This window comes from Streptomyces fungicidicus (genome assembly GCF_003665435.1).
GTDB lineage: Bacteria > Actinomycetota > Actinomycetes > Streptomycetales > Streptomycetaceae > Streptomyces > Streptomyces fungicidicus.
Genome location: NZ_CP023408.1, coordinates 386063 through 399636, shown reverse-complemented (window position 1 = coordinate 399636; position 13574 = coordinate 386063). Strand labels below are relative to the sequence as shown.

Annotated in this window: 14 protein-coding genes; 8 read left to right on the top strand and 6 right to left on the bottom strand. The window is 73.3% G+C overall.

Going from position 1 to position 13574, the window contains the following annotated elements:
• Positions 1 to 42 precede the first annotated feature (42 nt).
• Positions 43 to 927: a LysR family transcriptional regulator gene (locus CNQ36_RS32045; RefSeq protein WP_121549126.1), complete on the top strand. Its 885-nt coding sequence runs from the start codon at positions 43 to 45 to the stop codon at positions 925 to 927.
• A gap of 27 nt (positions 928 to 954) precedes the next feature.
• Positions 955 to 1470 carry a mycothiol transferase gene (locus tag CNQ36_RS32040; protein ID WP_121549124.1) on the top strand — a complete coding sequence of 172 codons (516 nt, stop codon included), beginning with the start codon at positions 955 to 957 and terminating at the stop codon, positions 1468 to 1470.
• Here the strand turns inward: CNQ36_RS32040 and CNQ36_RS32035 are convergent.
• The 4 genes from CNQ36_RS32035 to CNQ36_RS32020 form a co-directional block, all read right to left on the bottom strand.
• A complete protein-coding gene (locus tag CNQ36_RS32035; RefSeq protein ID WP_121549122.1) occupies positions 1434 to 2531 on the bottom strand; it encodes an adenosine deaminase in 1098 nt (365 codons plus the stop codon). The genes CNQ36_RS32040 and CNQ36_RS32035 overlap by 37 nt on opposite strands.
• Positions 2532 to 2573: 42 nt before the next feature.
• Complete coding sequence (locus tag CNQ36_RS32030) at positions 2574 to 2966, bottom strand: VOC family protein (protein ID WP_121549120.1); 393 nt, start codon at positions 2964 to 2966, stop codon at positions 2574 to 2576.
• 105 nt (positions 2967 to 3071) lie between these two features.
• Positions 3072 to 4460 carry a PI-PLC domain-containing protein gene (locus CNQ36_RS32025; protein ID WP_121549118.1) on the bottom strand — a complete coding sequence of 463 codons (1389 nt, stop codon included), beginning with the start codon at positions 4458 to 4460 and terminating at the stop codon, positions 3072 to 3074.
• A gap of 99 nt (positions 4461 to 4559) precedes the next feature.
• Positions 4560 to 5450 carry a glycoside hydrolase family 19 protein gene (locus tag CNQ36_RS32020; RefSeq protein ID WP_040905419.1) on the bottom strand — a complete coding sequence of 297 codons (891 nt, stop codon included), beginning with the start codon at positions 5448 to 5450 and terminating at the stop codon, positions 4560 to 4562.
• Between the two features lie 292 nt (positions 5451 to 5742).
• Here CNQ36_RS32020 and CNQ36_RS32015 point away from each other — a divergent pair, with 292 nt between their 5' ends.
• Together CNQ36_RS32015 and CNQ36_RS32010 are read left to right on the top strand one after the other, a co-directional pair.
• Positions 5743 to 6183 carry an SPW repeat protein gene (locus tag CNQ36_RS32015; RefSeq protein ID WP_121549116.1) on the top strand — a complete coding sequence of 147 codons (441 nt, stop codon included), beginning with the start codon at positions 5743 to 5745 and terminating at the stop codon, positions 6181 to 6183.
• A 134-nt stretch (positions 6184 to 6317) separates the two neighbouring features.
• Positions 6318 to 6581, top strand: coding sequence for a GlsB/YeaQ/YmgE family stress response membrane protein (locus CNQ36_RS32010; protein WP_040905423.1), 264 nt, complete (start codon positions 6318 to 6320; stop codon positions 6579 to 6581).
• 123 nt (positions 6582 to 6704) lie between these two features.
• Here CNQ36_RS32010 and CNQ36_RS32005 read toward each other — a convergent pair whose 3' ends face one another.
• A complete protein-coding gene (locus tag CNQ36_RS32005) occupies positions 6705 to 7511 on the bottom strand; it encodes a GNAT family N-acetyltransferase (protein ID WP_121549114.1) in 807 nt (268 codons plus the stop codon).
• An 81-nt stretch (positions 7512 to 7592) separates the two neighbouring features.
• On the opposite strand from CNQ36_RS32005, the gene CNQ36_RS32000 reads away from it, so the two are divergent.
• Complete coding sequence (locus tag CNQ36_RS32000) at positions 7593 to 8078, top strand: nucleoside deaminase (RefSeq protein ID WP_121549639.1); 486 nt, start codon at positions 7593 to 7595, stop codon at positions 8076 to 8078.
• Positions 8079 to 8105: 27 nt separating this feature from the next.
• Here CNQ36_RS32000 and CNQ36_RS31995 read toward each other — a convergent pair whose 3' ends face one another.
• On the bottom strand, positions 8106 to 8726 hold the full coding sequence (locus CNQ36_RS31995; protein WP_240659568.1) for a chaplin: 621 nt from the start codon (positions 8724 to 8726) through the stop codon (positions 8106 to 8108).
• A 337-nt stretch (positions 8727 to 9063) separates the two neighbouring features.
• Here CNQ36_RS31995 and CNQ36_RS31990 point away from each other — a divergent pair, with 337 nt between their 5' ends.
• The 3 genes from CNQ36_RS31990 to CNQ36_RS31980 all read left to right on the top strand — a co-directional run bounded on the left by CNQ36_RS31990 (position 9064) and on the right by CNQ36_RS31980 (position 13560).
• Positions 9064 to 10665 carry an alpha/beta hydrolase gene (locus CNQ36_RS31990; RefSeq protein WP_121549110.1) on the top strand — a complete coding sequence of 534 codons (1602 nt, stop codon included), beginning with the start codon at positions 9064 to 9066 and terminating at the stop codon, positions 10663 to 10665.
• A gap of 80 nt (positions 10666 to 10745) precedes the next feature.
• Positions 10746 to 11840 carry a baeRF3 domain-containing protein gene (locus tag CNQ36_RS31985; RefSeq protein ID WP_121549108.1) on the top strand — a complete coding sequence of 365 codons (1095 nt, stop codon included), beginning with the start codon at positions 10746 to 10748 and terminating at the stop codon, positions 11838 to 11840.
• A gap of 295 nt (positions 11841 to 12135) precedes the next feature.
• Positions 12136 to 13560, top strand: a complete 1425-nt coding sequence (locus tag CNQ36_RS31980; protein WP_121549106.1) for a PP2C family protein-serine/threonine phosphatase — start codon at positions 12136 to 12138, stop codon at positions 13558 to 13560.
• Positions 13561 to 13574: the final 14 nt, after the last annotated feature.

Below are 13574 nucleotides of genomic sequence, written 5' to 3'. Positions count from 1 at the left end.
ACAGAAGAATCCGATGGAATTCAGCGGATACGCTTCTCAATCATGGAACTGCGTCACCTCCAGCATTTCGTCGCCGTGGCCGAGGACCAGCACTTCACCCGCGCGGCGGAACGGCTGATGGTCTCCCAGTCGGGCCTGTCCGCGTCCATCCGCGCCCTCGAGCGCGAACTGCAGACGCCGCTGTTCGTGCGGACGACCCGCCGGGTGACCCTCACCGAGGCGGGGCGGGCGCTGCTGGCGGAGGCCGAGCGGATCCTGGCTCAGGTGCGGGCGGCGCACGAGGCCGTGGCCGCGGTCCAGGGCGTGCTGCGCGGCACCCTGACGGTGGGCGCCGAGCAGTGCATCGCCGGGGTGAACGTGGCGGAGCTGCTCGCCGCGTTCCGGCGGCTCCACCCCGACGTGGAGATCCGGCTGCGGCAGTGGGGGTCGGCGGCGCTGGCGGAGGAGGTCGCGGCGGGGCGGCTGGATCTGGCCTTCGCCTACCGCACGGAGGCGGACCCGGACCAGCTGCGGTCGGTGCCGCTGACGGCCGAGCCGATGACGGTGCTGTGCCATCCGGAGCACCGGCTCGCGCGGGCCGGGCTGCCGCTCACCCCGGCCGGCCTGGCCGGCGAGGTGTTCGTCGACTTCCACCCGGACTGGGGTCCGCGCCGCGCCACGGACGCCGCCTTCGCCGCCGCGGGGGTCCGGCGCACGGTGGCGCTGGAGGTGAACGACGTGCACAGCCTGCTCGACCTGGTCGACGAGAACCTGGGGGTCGCCGTCGTGCCGCGGCACTTCCGGCACAAGCGGGAGGCGCTCACGGCGCTCCCGCTGAAGGACACCGGCGAGGCGGCCTACGAGACGGTCGCCCTGGTGCCGTCGCCGCGGGCGACCAGTCCGGCGGCGCGTGCCCTGATGTCCCTGCTGGACCACGGGGGCGCGTGAGGCGCCGGAATGCGCGAGGGTGGACCCATGCTTGCCAAGGACATCCTCATCGACGGCTTCGGCCGCGTCCGGGAAGAGGTCCACGCCGCCGTGGAGGGCCTCGGCCCCGACGGCCTCGGGGCCCGGCCTGGCCCCGACGCCAACTCCGTCGCCTGGCTGGTCTGGCACCTCACCCGGATCCAGGACGACCATGTCGCGGACGCCTTCGGCCTGGACCAGGTGTGGCTCTCCCAGGGGTGGGAGAAGCGCCTGGACCTCGGCCTGCCGCGCCACGACACCGGGTACGGCCACACCCCGGCGGAGGTCGCCCGGGTGCGGGTCGACGACGGCGCCCTGCTGACCGGGTACCACGACGCGGTGCACGAGCAGACCCTCGGGGCGCTGCGCGCGCTGGCCGCCGGCGACCTGGAACGCGTCGTGGACGAGCGCTGGGATCCACCGGTCACCCTGGGCGTACGGCTGGTCAGCGTCCTGTCCGACGATCTCCAGCACGTCGGACAGGCCGCCTACGCGGGCGGGCTGGTCCGGAGCGCGGACGCGTAGCCGGGCAGGACGACGTCCCGCAGGAGGGCGCTCCGCTCGTCGAACGGGAGGAAGGCGCTCTTCACGGCGTTGACGGTGACCGTGCGCAGGTCCTCGGCCGTCCAGCCGGCCTGCTCGGCCAGCAGGGTCATCTCCCGGGTCATGGTGGTGCCCGAGACGAGACGGTTGTCGGTGTTGAGGGTGACCCGGAAGCCGAGGTCCTTCAGCGCGGTGATCGGGTGCTCGGCGATCGACGTGGCGGCTCCGGTCTGAAGGTTGGAGGTGGGGCACATCTCCAGCGCGATCCGGCGGTCGCGGACCCAGCCTGCGAGGCGGCCGAGCTTGCCCGCCGTGAGGTCGGGGATGTCCTCGGTGATGCGCACGCCGTGGCCGATGCGCTGGGCGCCGCACACCTGGAGCGCCTGGCGGATGCTGGGCAGGCCGTGGGCCTCACCGGCGTGGATGGTGAAGGGCACGCTCTCCCGGCGCAGGTACTCGAAGGCGGCGAGGTGGTCGGCGGGCGGGAAGCCGTCCTCGGCGCCCGCGATGTCGAAGCCGACGACTCCGGCGTCCCGGAAGGCGACGGCGAGGCCGGAGGCCTCGCGGACACGGTCGAACATCCGCATGCCGCAGAGCAGGGTGCCGACCCGGACGGGCGTTCCGGCGGCGGCCGCCCTGGCCATGCCGGCGGCGAGACCCTCCTGGACGGTCTCCACCACCTCGCGCATCGTCAGCCCGCCCCTGGTGTTCAGCTCGGGCGCGTAGCGCACCTCCCCGTAGACCACGCCGTCGGCGGCCAGGTCGAGCACGTACTCCTCGGCGGTGCGCAGCAGGCCCTCGCGGGTCTGCATCACGGCGAGGGTGTGCTCGAAGGTGGCTATGTAGCGGACCAGGTCGCCGGAGTCGGCGGCCTCCACGTACCAGGCGGCGAGCTCGTCGGGGTCGGTGGTGGGCAGGGTGTGGCCGATGGCCTCCGCCAGTTCCACGACGGTCGCGGGGCGCAGGCCGCCGTCGAGGTGGTCGTGCAGGACGACCTTGGGGAGGCGGCGGACGAGCTCGGTGTCTACGCGCGTAGCAGTCATGGCGGGCTTTCCTCGGGCTGGCGGTTCGAAGCGGTGGAGGGGTCAGACGGCGGGCTGGAGCAGGTCCCAGCGGTTGCCGTAGAGGTCCTGGAAGACGGCGACCGAGCCGTACGGCTCGTGGCGCGGCTCCTCCAGGAAGGTCACGCCCGCGGCGGTCATGCGCGCGTGGTCACGGGCGAAGTCGTCGGTGTGCAGGAAGAAGCCCACCCGCCCGCCGGTCTGGTCGCCCACCCGGGCCCGCTGGGACTCCCCCTTGGCGCGGGCGAGCAGCAGCGCGGCACCGGTGTGGCCGGCGTCCGGCTCGACGACGACCCAGCGGCCGCCGTCCGGCCGGGGCGAGTCCTCGGCGAGCCGGAAACCGAGCGCCCCGGTGTAGAAGCGGATCGCCTCGTCGTAGTCGTCGACGACGAGGGTGACCAGGGGAACGCGTCTCATCGTGACCTCTCGCAGGTGTGATTGACCGGAGAGGTTATACGTAAAACCACCGGATGCGCCAGTTCCCGCTCCGGGACGGGCCCCGGAGCGGGTACGGCGAGGTGGTCACGGATACGTGTAGGTGTTCAGGGAGGCGACGGCGGCCGCCGGGTCGCCCAGGTCGTAGCGGTCCACGGCGAGGTAGTTGGGCTTCTTGCGGGCCGCGGGCCGGCAGAACCGGCCCGCGCGGTCGGCGAGCTTGGAGTTGTCCGTGCCCGCGGTCGAGGCGACCGTGGTGTCCCGGAAGTGGTTCATGACGAACAGGGGGCGGAAGCCGGGCTCGGTGCGGGTCAGCGGGATGTTGGTGCCCGCGTCGTACCAGCGGCTGTAGCAGGACCAGTCGGAGGCGCCGAGGCCCGGGCCCATGGACCAGTGGTTCTCGACCGTCCACTCGCGCTGGTACATCACGCCGAAGGTGTCCCGGGTCAGTCCGGCGGCCTCGTCCGCGGCGCGGCCGTGGTCGGTGAAGATCAGCAGCCGCTGTCCGGCGGCGGCCAGCTGCCCCATGGACGGCCAGCCGTGCTCGCGGACGCCGGTGCGGTCCGGCCGGTAGAGCACGTCCGACAACCCTTGGACGCGGGCGAGTTCGGCGCGCAGGACGCCGGGATCGACGTAGTCCTCCAGGAAGACGGTGACGAACTGGCCGGGGTGGGCGCGGAGGAAGTCGACGATCCGCTGGAGATCCACCCACAGCGCGACGGGTCTGCTGACCAGGGTGCAGCTGTTGTGGCAGAGGATCGCGCCGTCCGGCGTCTGGTGGATGTCCAGCATGAACCCGCGGACACCGTCGGCGAGCTGACGTTCGATGCCGCGGCTCTGGTTGGGGAAGAGACTGACGAAGGGCGGGGCGAAGCCGCCGTCGACGCCGTTGGCGTAGGCGTTGTGGGCGGTGAGGAAGGTGACCTGGTCCAGGGTGCGCTCGCCCTCGGGCGGCATGGGGCGGGTGACCGGGGCGACCGGGGTCAGGTACCACAGGGCGAGGTCGCCCGTGCCGGCGCCGACGGCGAGCGCGGCGGGGTGGGTGGCGCCGGAGGGCCTGGGGGCGACGGTGAGGCGGCGGCCGGTGCCGGGAGCGGCGAGCGTGAACCGGTCGGCGCCCGCGGGGGCGATCTCCCAGCGTGCCTCCGGGTTCGCGCAGCCGACGGTCCTGGCCCCGTCGCCGTCGCGGCCGAGACAGGTGCCGGGGCTGTCGGTGTCCTCCAGCAGGTGGGAGGCGCCGTCGGCGCGCAGGTTCCACCGCTGGTGGTCCTCGTCGCCGCGCGGTCTGCGCTGTTCGACGGTGCCGGTGGTGCCGGTGGTGCCGGCGGCGTTGAGCCCGGTGGCGGCGCTCTGGACGTAGTACGCGCCGGGCGGCGGAACCGTGTCCGCCGCCTCGGCGGGTGCGGGCGCCACGACGGCCGCGGCCAGCGCGGCGGTCGTGACGGTCGTGGCGAGCAGGGCGTGGGGGGTGCGCATACGGGGTGCCCTTCGTCCGGAGGACGGCCCGCGCACACGCGGTGCGCGGGCCCGGCCCGAGTAGGTCAGGTGCATGACACCATGACCGGCCGTCGGACGTCAGCAGTACAGGTTGCCGCCGGGTGACGTGCCGAGGATCTGCGTGAACTGCTGGTACTTGGTCACCCTGCTCTGCACCTGGGCGGGGTTGCGGCCGTCGCACTCCAGGGAGCCGTTGATGCTGCGGATCGTCTGGCCGAAACCGGCCTGGTTCACCATGGCGTTGTGCGCGGTCATGGAGCCCGGGCCGGTCTGGGTGTTCCAGTACCACAGGGCCGTCTTCCAGGCGACGGCCGCGTCGTTCTGCACCAGCCAGGGGTTGCCCAGGAGGTCGATGCCGAGCGCGTCGCCCGCGGCCTTGTAGTTGAAGTTCCAGCTCAGCTGGATCGGCCCGCGCCCGTAGTAGGCGGCCTGGCCGGCCGGACAGCCGTACGGCTGCCCCCAGTCGCAGTAGTGCGGGTAGTTGGCGGTGTTCTGCTCCACCACGTGCACCAGGCCGCCGGTCTCGTGGCTGACGTTGGCCAGGAAGGCGGCTGCCTCCTGCTTCTTCACCGTGTCGCTGCCGGTCTTGGCGAAGCCCGGGTAGGCGCTCAGCGCGGCGGTGAGACCGCTGTAGGTGTAGAAGGAGTTCCGGCCCGGGAACATCTGGTTGAACTGCGCCTCGGTGACGACGAAGTTCCCGGCGGGCGTTCCGGGGCCGTTGTCACAGGCGTACGGCTCCCAGTACCAGGTGCTGATGACCGGGTCGTAGCCCGGGTTGGCGTGCTCGGCGATGTACGCCCTGCCGTCGGTGTAGCGCACGATGTCACCGGCGTTGTACGACCGCCCGGCCACCCAGTTCGGATAGCTGGAGCAGGCGGCGGCGGAGGCGGTGGCGGCGGGCAGCAGCACCGGCGCGCTGCCGGCGAGGACGAGGGCGGCGGTCACGGCGGCGATGCGTCTTCTCGACAAGGATCGACTCCTTCGCGGAACGCGGCCGCTCCCGGACGAGGACAGGCCTGAGCGGGGCCTCGCCCGCACGCGCCGGCGGGGCCGGTCACGGCGGTGGGGGCGGCCGTGGTGGGGGGTGTGGAAGCACACTCAACCGCTTTGGTCTGTACCAGTCAAGGGTTTAGACCAGTCATCCATACACGGGCCGCGAGCCCTACACATAAGGGAGAAATAAGAGCAGAATGGTGCTATGCGGCGCTTACCGCACACCGCATCACACGCGGTCAGGCCTGCTAGCCGAAGGAGACGACTCATGGCCAACGTCTCGCACCCGCGCGGTGACATCAGCAGCCACCCCGACGCTCCGGAAATGCGGGAACGATACGACCGCATGCTCGGCGGTCGCGATGTGGCCCTCGTGGACGGACCGGTGTTCCTGCTCGGTCTCTACTGCGCGGTGTCCCCCTGGATACTCCACTACACGACGAGCCAGCCGGCGCTCATGACCCACAACCTGATCGTGGGCATCGCGATCGGTCTGCTCGCCCTGGGCTTCACCGCGGCCCCGGCGCGCATGTACGGCCTCAGCTGGGCCATGGGCGCCCTGGGCGTGTGGATGATCGTCTCGCCCTGGATCGTCGGCACCGACCCCGACGCGGGCGTGATCTGGAACAACGTCGTCATCGGCGCCCTCGCCGTGATCCTCGGCGCGGCCTGTGCCGCCACGGCGGCCAGGAGCACCCGCCGGGCATAGACATGAAAGGAGCGATACGCCGGTCCGCGCGCGGCGCGGACCGGCGCTCCGCTGTCCGGCTCGCATCCGGACGGGACTGTACCGGCGGCCAGGGGGCACAAGGAGTGCAGCGGAGGCCATGAAAAGAGGGTGAAATGGAGATCGACGGCATCATCAGTGCCATCGTCATCGGTATCGTCATCGGCGTACTGGGCCGGCTCGTGGTCCCGGGGCGTCAGCGCATCGGAATCCTGTGGACGATCCTCGTCGGCATCGTCGCCGCACTGATCGGTTCGGCGATCGCCTCGGCCGCCGGGGTGGCCGACACCAACGGTGTCGACTGGGTGGAGTGGCTGATCCAGATCGGCCTCGCCGCGGTGGGCGTCGTCGCCCTCGACCGCGCGAAGTCCGGCCGCTGAGCTCTGCCGGACGCCCCGTCAGGGGCGTGACGGTCACTGCTCGTACCAGGTCACCGTCGCGTCCACGGTCACTTCGAGCGGGCGTCGGCCGTATGCCGAAGGCCCGCTCGAAGGCCGTCGGGCTCAGGGGGCGGCCGCTCGCCCGGGTGTACCGCCCGGGTGCACGTACGGGGTGGTCGTGGTCAGAGGGTGGAAGCCGAGGCGTTCGAGGATGGGCCGGCTCTCGTCGGACGCGTCGACCTGCAGATAGCGGTAGCCACGCTCCGCGGCGACCCGCGCCCGGTGGGCCACCAGCGCGCGGTAGACACCCCGCCCCCGCCAGCCGGGCACGGTCCCCCCGCCCCACAGCCCGGCGAACGACGTGTCCGGCACCAGCTCCATGCGCGCCGCGCTCACCGGCTCGTCACCGGCCATGGCCAGGACGACGACATCGGTGCCCGCGGTCAGCCGGCCGTACAGCTCCCGCCGCAGCCGGGAGGCGTCGGCGCCGAACGCCCGCTCGTGCACGTCGGCGACCAGATCGACGCCCGCCCGGTCCGTGACGGGCACGATGCGGACGCCCACGGGCGGCTCCGTGCCGAGGGTCAGCGCGCCGACCTCGCCCACCTCGCCGACCATGAGCGTCTCGACCGGCCCCGGCGTGAAGCCGGCCGCCACCAGTCGCCGCCCGAGGTCCACCGGCAGATCATGCCCGTACAGCTTCCACTCGAACTCGCGGCCGAGCCCGGTGAAGTACGCGATCTGTCCGGCGATCGCCGCGTCCGCGCCGGACGGCGTCAGCCGGGACCACACGACACCGTTCCAGCCGTGCGCGGGACCGGTGAGGCGCACCACGGCGCCGACGCGCTCGACCCGTGCGCCTGGGCCGTCGGGCGGCGCCTGCTCGCGCAGCTCACGGTCGAACAGGGCGAGTACGGCGGCGTTGTCCATGCCGTCGACCCCACCACGGGGCCGTACCCGGGGGCAACGGGATTAGGGTTGCTGTCGATCGAGCCGACCGAGGAGGCCGCCGTGGCTGTGAAGGATGCCGAACTGCCGTACCTGCGGCGCTGTGTGGAACTGGCGGCCGAGGCCCTGGAGTCCGGTGACGAGCCGTTCGGCTCGGTCCTCGTGGCCGGTGACGGCACCGTGCTCGCCGAGGACCACAACCGGGTGGCCTCCGGGGACCGCACCCGGCACCCCGAGTTCGAGCTGGCGCGCTGGGCGGCGGCCCGGATGACCCCCGCCGAGCGGGCCGCGGCCACGGTGTACACCTCCGGCGAGCACTGCCCGATGTGCGCCGCCGCCCACGCCTGGGTGGGCCTCGGCCGCATCGTCTACGTCGCCTCCTCCGCGCAGCTGACGGCGTGGCTCGGCGAGCTGGGGGTGCCCGCGCCGCCGGTGCGGGCGCTGCCCGTCAGCGCGGTCGCGCCCGGCGTGACCGTGGACGGGCCTGTTCCCGAACTGGCCGAGGAGGTCGGGCGGTTGCACCGGCGCTTCCACCGCGGACGGGACTGACACCCGGCGGCCCGTCCGCCCCGCCGTTCAGCCGTCCGTCCACCGGCGCGACCGGCGGTACAGGGCGACGCCGCCCAGGAAGAGCGCGGCGCCGGCGCCGAGGACCGGGAGCGTCCGGTCGGCGCCCGTGTGGGCGAGGGCGGCGTTCTCCGCCGGGGCCGCGTGCGGCGCCGGGGCGGGGAGGGTGCGCGGCGGCGCGGCCGGCTCGGGCTCCGCAGGACGGCCGGGCCGCTCGCCGGAGGTGTTCGCGGAGCTGTTGCCGGTGGACGCGTTGCCGGCGCCGACCGCGTTCACGCTGTTCCCGGTGACGTTGACCGGGAGGTCCACCGGAAGCTGCACCCCGTTTCCGGACAGCACGCCCGGCGAGTCGTGCGTCCCGGCCACCGCCGTGGCACCTCCGGAGGAGTCCGGACGGACGTCCCGCGCGGGCGAGTCCTCGTTGACGCAGGTGTTGCCCGCGGCGGAGTTGAGGAGCCCCACCACGTTCACGGTGTTGCCGCACACGTTCACCGGGACGTGCACCGGGAGCTGGATGGTGTTCCCGGACCCCACGCCGGGCGAACCGGCCGCGACGCCCTCCGCCCCGGCGTCGGCGTACGCGGGCATCGCCACGGCCATCGCGCCCGACGCCGCCGCGACGGCGATCACACCGTTTCGGGTAACCCGTCTCATCGGTTCCCTGCCTTCCAGACATGGTCGCGAGCGCTCGCCCGCACCGGATAGAACGCGGCTGCGGCATCCGGGTTATGGCTCATCCGTATGCCGCAGCCCGTTCACCCCATCGGGGGCCCCGCGGGTCGAACCCCGGGCAAAGACCGTCGAACTCGCGACTGCCGAACGCGCGGCCGAACGGCGGCCCCCGCACAGGGACCGGACCGCCCGGCACGACGCCGTCCGGCCGACGGGCGGGGGCCGTGGAGCGCACTTAGGGTGAGCGGGGACGCCGGGTTCCCGGTCCGCTGCGGGGCGTCCCCTGGAGGCATCGATGCTGGCCAAGCTGTCCGATCGACCCCCTGTCCGGCACCGCGCGGTGCGGCACTCGGTCCGGCGCTGCGCGACCGCCGGGGCGGTCGGGCTGGCGGTGCTCGGCACGGGACTGACGGCCACCGGCCGCGCGGATCCCGCCCTGGACCGGTTCTACGGCCAGAAGATCAGGTGGGCCGCCTGTGACAGCGCGGAACTGCCGGCGGACATGCAGTGCGGGAAGATCACCGTGCCGCTCGACTACGCGAAGCCCGAGGGGGGCACTCTCGACCTGGCCCTCGCCCGCTACCGGTCCTCCGGCGACCCGCGGGGCTCGGTGGTGCTGAACTTCGGCGGCCCGGGCGGGTCGGGGGTGCTGGGACTGGCCCAGGGCCGCAAGGACTTCCTGGGCCTGACCAAGGAGTACGACGTGGTCTCCTTCGACCCGCGGGGCGTCGGCCGCTCCTCCCCCGTCAGCTGCGGCACCGACGCCACCACCCAGGCGCTGGAGGCCACCGACGGCGAGGAGACGAGCGATCCGCGCAGGACGCTCGCCCAGCTGCGCGAGGTGGCGGCCGAGTGCGCCGCGCACTCGGGTCCCGTCCTCGAGCACATCGGCACCGTGAACGTCGCGCACGATCTGGACGTGATGCGCCAGGTGCTCGGCGACAAGAAGCTCAACTACCTCGGATTCTCCTACGGGACGCGGCTCGGCGCGGTGTACGCGGCCCGGTTCCCGGACAGGGTGGGCCGCATGGCGCTGGACGGCGTGGACACGCTGACCGAGCCGCTGGCCGAGCAGGGACTGGCCAGTGCCCGGGGACAGCAGACCGCGCTGGAGAACTTCCTCACCTGGTGCACCGGGGAACTCGGCTGCCCGTTCGGACGGGACCCGCGGGCGGCCCGCAAGCAGGTCGTGGAGCTGGTCGACTCGCTCGACGAGAACCCGGTGCCGACCGACTTCGGCTACGAGTTCACCGGCCAGGACCTGGCCGGTGCCATCGGGACGGGCCTCTACTCCGAGGAGTTGTGGCCGCTGCTGCAACGGGCGCTCGCCCAGCTGATGGAGGACGGTGACACACGCGGCGTGGAGGCCCTCGCGTCCGGGGGGATGACGCCGCCCGCGCCGGGGCGCGCCGACGGCCCCCTGGTCGACCCGGAGGACGTGCCCCCGGACAACCTGCCGGCGGCGCTGATGGCGGTGAACTGCGCGGACGATCCGGACCGGCCCGCCGCCGGGCCCCTGACCCGGGACCTGGCCCGGCTGCGCACCGCCTACGAGGAGGCCTCCCCCGTGTTCGGCCGGTACCGGCTCGCCCAGGTGGTGCTCTGCTACGGCCGCCCCAGGGGGACCGACTACATCCGGAAGCGGGTCAAGGACCTCGACACGGCGAAGATGCTGCTGGTCGGCACCCGGGGCGACCCGGCCACGCCGTACCGGTGGACGGTGGAGACGGCGGAGCGGCTCGGTCCCTCGGCCGTGGTGCTGGACAACCGGAGCGAGGGCCACACCGGCTACGGGGCCTCGCCCTGCGTCCACCGCAAGGTCGACGACTTCCTGCTGTACGGTTCCCTGCCGCCGAGCGGCAGTTCCTGCGGGTCCGAGGACGGCGGCGACGCCTGAGCGCCCGCCCGGGGCCGGGGACACGCACGGGTGAGTCCGCACCGAATGCCCCGGGGGGAAATCCGCCCTATCGTGCTGTTATGGAGCACGATCTGAGTCCCTCGACACTTGCCGGGCTTCGTCGCCCGCGCCCCTACCCCGCGGTGTCCGTGCTGACGCCGACACACCGGCGCGAGCCCCTCAACTCCCAGGACGCGGTCCGGCTGCGCAACGCGGTGGCCGAGGCCAAGAAGAGGCTGGAGACCGATCCCGCGGTGACCCGGGAGCGGCGCGCCGACGTGACCCGGGAGCTCGACCGGGCCCTGGCGGAGGTCGATCTGTCGCACTCCGAGGACGGCCTGGTCATCTTCGCGGCCCCCGGCGAGCACCAGGTGTGGTCGCTGGCCCGCAGCGTGCCCGAGCGGGTCGTCCTCTCCGACACCTTCCTGACCCGCAACCTCGTCTCCGCGCACACGGCGGAACGGCCGTTCTGGGTGCTGTCCGTCTCCGCCGACCGGGTCGCCCTGTGGAGCGGCGGCGTGGACCGGGTCGTGGAGGAACGCGCCGGCGGTTTCCCGCTGGACCGGCCGCAGCCGAACTTCGACCCGGAACGGCAGGAGCAGGTCGGCGACCAGCCGAGCAACTTCCGGGACGAGGACACCCGCAGGTTCCTGCGCGAGGCCGACACCGCCATGACGAAGCTGCTGCGCGACCATCCCCGGCCGCTCTACGTCACCGGCGATCCCGCCGCGCTGTCCCTGATGTGCGACGCCGGGAACGTGGCGAAGGACGCCGTGCAGGTCCCGCACGGCGGGCTGGCGCACGGCACGCCCGACGCGGTGTGGCAGGCCGTACGGCCGGTGCTCGAGGCGGAGGCGCGCAAGGACACCGAGGACGTGGCCAGGGCCCTCGAGTCGGCCAGGGGACGCAAGGAGTTCGCGGCCGGCGTCGACGAGCTGTGGCAGAACGCGCGGGAGGGCCGGGTCCGGCTGCTGGCCGTGGAGGAGAACTACCGGATCACGGTCCGCGACAACGGCGAACACCTGATCGTCGCCGAGGACGGCGACCTGGACGCCCGCGAGGACATCGTGGACGAGATCGTCGAGCAGTGCCTGCAGACCGGCGCGGAGGTCCGCTTCGTCCCGGACGGCGCGCTCGGGGACGCGGACGGGATGGCGGCGGTGCTGCGCTACTGAGGACGGGGCGACCACCCGGTCACCCGCGGGCAAACACCTGTGCGTCGAACGTGCGAGTGAGCGGTGCCGGGTGGCCGGGGGTTCGCCATGTCACTTGCGTACCATGGGAGTTGAGACGCCGAGACCGCCTCTGACGTATTCCCGGGGGTAACCCCGCGAAGACGGTGGCATATGCCATGGGCACCGCCTTATCGTGTGTTGCCGAATCCCTTACGGGCCCTCATGGGCTGTGCGACAGTCGTAGCGGCCCCTCCCTCCGCCTGAAGGCCGAACCGTTCCCGCATCGGAGTGCGTCATGCCGTCCCACCTCTCCGCGGACCGCCCAGCCGCCCAGCCGCCGGCACGCGGCCCGGTCGACGCGCTCATCTCGCAGACCCGGCGGCTCCAGGGCGAGGTGGACGCCGTACGCCGTGGCACACCGGGCGACGCGGCGGATCCGCAGGACCGCTGGCGGCGCGCCCTGTACGACCTGGCGCTGCACCAACTGGACGACTTGGGACGGCACTTGACGCAGCTGCGGGACGACCCGCCGGCCGCCGCCGGTCCGTCCGATCCGCTCTGCGCCGCGCCGCCCGCGCCGCGCCACGACTCCCTGCTCAGCCGGGTAGGCAGCGCGGAGTGGGACCTGCTCACGGACGAGGTGAGCTGGTCCGGCGAGCTGTACCGCATCCTGGGCCGCGACCCGGCGGCGGCTCCGCTCACCCTGGACGAACTGCCCTCGCTGGTGCTCGACGAGGACCGGGCCGCACTGACCGCGATGGTGACGGGCTGTCTGGTCGACGCCCGGCCCATCGACGGCGAGTTCCGCGTCGTGCGCCCGGACGACGGCGTACGGACGGTGCACATGATGGGCGAACCGGTGCTCGGCGCCGACGGCAGCACCGCCTCGATGTGGGCGGTGCTGCGCGACGTCAGCGAACTGCGCCGCTGCCGGCGGGAGGTGAGCGAGACCCGTGACTCGCTGCACCACCAGCGGCACGCCGCCGCGCGGACCGAGCACCGGCTCGCGGTCGAGCTGCAGGAGGCCGTGCTGCCCGCGTGGCGCGGCTCCCTGCGGCTCCCGCACGCCGGCCCGCGGGCCCTGGACCTCGCCGCCGCGCGTCTGCCGCCGTCGGCGCGCACCCGGATCGGCGGCGACTGGTACGACGCGCTGGAACTGCCCGACGGCACGACGCTGCTCAGCGTCGGCGACCTGACCGGCCACGGCGTCGGCGCGGCCTCCGGCATGGCGATGCTGCTCGGCGCCGTGCGCGGCATGGCGATGACCGGGACCGCGCCGGGGCCGCTGCTGGCCTGCCTCGACCGGTTGCTGGACAGCACCGCGCAGCCGGTCCTGGGCAGTGCCGTCTGTCTGCGCTACCGGCCGGAGACCCGCTCCCTGCTGTGGGCGCAGGCCGGACACCCCGCCCCGCTGCTGTTCCGCGGCGGGACGGGGCGGGCGCTGGACGCGCCGGACGGCATGCTGCTCGGCGCCACCTCGGGCGCCTCCTACGGCCAGGCCGAGGAGACCCTCGATGCCGGTGACCTGCTCCTCCTGCACACGGACGGGCTGGTGCCCGGGCACGCCGGGAGCACGGCCGTCCACCGTCTCCTGCAACTGGCCCCGCGGTTCGCCGGCGCCCGCACCGCCCAGGACTGCGTCCGGATGGTCGTGGGCGAGTTCGGCGAGGGGGAGCGCGACGACGACGCCTGTGTGCTCGTCGCCCGGGTCGCCCGGTAGCAGCGGCCCCGGAA